General features: G+C 42.1%; 2 protein-coding genes. Both read left to right on the forward strand.

Going from position 1 to position 1,872, the window contains the following annotated elements; all coding sequences use genetic code 11:
* Positions 1 to 242, forward strand: a 242-nt coding sequence (locus tag LHL20_RS20825; RefSeq protein ID WP_226434672.1) for a hypothetical protein, incomplete at its 5' end; no start/stop codon positions are given.
* 534 nt (positions 243 to 776) lie between these two features.
* Positions 777 to 1,745: an integron integrase gene (locus LHL20_RS20830; RefSeq protein WP_226434673.1), complete on the forward strand. Its 969-nt coding sequence runs from the start codon at positions 777 to 779 to the stop codon at positions 1,743 to 1,745.
* The last annotated feature ends 127 nt before the right edge of the window (positions 1,746 to 1,872 follow it).

Genomic DNA, 1,872 nt, shown 5'->3' on the forward strand with positions numbered 1-1,872 from the left:
GCGAAAATTCCAACAAAAATCAGTCTAAAATTTTTGATTTCTGTTTCACTCAAGAATTGAAATTTATTCATGAGTACCTAACTTCCAAATATGGGGCGCGGACGCGCAGGCGACAATGGCGAAGCCGCCTGCGTGTTTGCGTCCCAGCGAGCGGCAGCGAGTGTCATAATTTGTTTGTTATATGCCGGTTGCATAATAATTTATACCGCTTCCCAAAAAAGGCTTATATGACGACACCTTAACCTTTGAATCTAAGTCGCATATAGGCTCACAAACCACCTTTAAATACTCGCCGCTATCGAGTTTTACATTCGCATAATGAATCACTGGCCCAGCGCCACTTGCTTTGGGTATACCGGAGGAGACTTGTTCTACAACACCTATTCTCGTCTCAATAAGGTAACCCCGGAAAAATAGCAAATCGGCTAACAAATAAATTGCTACCAGAACTAGTACCCATATAAAAATACTCTTGAGCAAAAATTTATTCATCACGATTCAGGCATATAACAATTTAATCGTCCCCAAAACGGGACGATTTCCCGAACCGGATCGGGGTTTTTGCCCGTTTGAGCTTTCATAAGGTTAAACCATAAACTACTACAACATCTACTAAATTTCACTTTTGGTGTTTTTAGCGCAAAGTTTAAAAACACCAAAACGACTTGCAGGTGAATTTGGTGTTTTTCATGCGTTTTATCTGCTCAAAACTGGCGTTGTGATCAGTTATTTGGGAAAGTTTTATTGCGTAAACTGCTTCTACTTAGGAGCAAGCCATGAAATCAACCTTTATTCAAACGCTTTATGATCACATGATGCTGAAGCGTTATGCAAAACGTACTATACAAACATACCTCAACTGGATTACCGATTATATTCGTTTTAATAATTTTCAGCATCCTAAGGACTTAGATTCTGTGCACGTTGAAGCGTATCTAACGCATTTATCAACAAGGCGAAAGAACTCGCGTTCTACGCAGGCTACAGCGCTCAATGCGTTGGTATTTTTATATAATAAGTATCTCGACCAACCGCTTCCCGAAGATATGAATTTTGTGGGAAGTGGGCGCGAGCGAAAACTGCCTGTAGTGCTTACACAGCTTGAAGTAAAAGCGCTATTGGGCCGCATACCTACCCATCATTATTTGGCGGTAGCATTGTTGTATGGCAGTGGGCTTCGATTAATGGAATGTACGCGCTTGCGGGTGGGCGATATCGACTTTGATTATAAATGTGTGCGCATCTGGTTTGGGAAAGGGGGAAAACACCGTGTTGTAACCTTGTCTGAATCGCTACTCCCGTTGTTAAGAAACCATATTAGCGAAAGTGAAAAGCTACTCGCTAGAGACTTATTGGTTCCAGAATTTGCTGGCGCCTGGATACCCCATGCGTTAAGAAAGAAATACCAACAGCGCAACAAAACCATTGAGTGGCAGTATTTGTTTCCCGCCGCAAAGCTCAGTACCGATCCTGAAAGTAAATTGCTGCGAAGGCATCATATCGACGAAAAGCAAATACAAAGGGCTGTTACGCGGGCAGCAAATGATGCAGGCATTATTAAGCATGTCACTCCTCATACGCTAAGGCATTCTTTTGCAACTCATCTATTGCAGTCGGGAGCAGATATAAGAACGGTACAAGATCAACTTGGTCATGCCGATGTGCGCACTACGCAGATATATACGCATATATTACAGCAAGGTGCTAATGGTGTGGTTAGTCCTCTGTCTAGCTTAGTTTTTTGATGTAGGCAGCCAACAAAAAAGGGCCCGAAGGCTAATGCCGATCAGTTAAGAAAAGTTTTAGCGATCGGTTGACCGATCTTTTATAGATGTAAAAATCCGATGAGCATTTGCCATCGGATTTTTTTAT

Origin of the sequence: Alteromonas sp. McT4-15 (assembly GCF_020515205.1) — a bacterium.
Taxonomy (GTDB): domain Bacteria; phylum Pseudomonadota; class Gammaproteobacteria; order Enterobacterales; family Alteromonadaceae; genus Alteromonas.

Bases quoted from the DNA above. Each gene is read 5' to 3' on its own strand.
- LHL20_RS20830 (WP_226434673.1), top strand. From the start codon at position 777: ATGAAATCAACCTTTATTCAAACGCTTTATGATCACATGATGCTGAAG.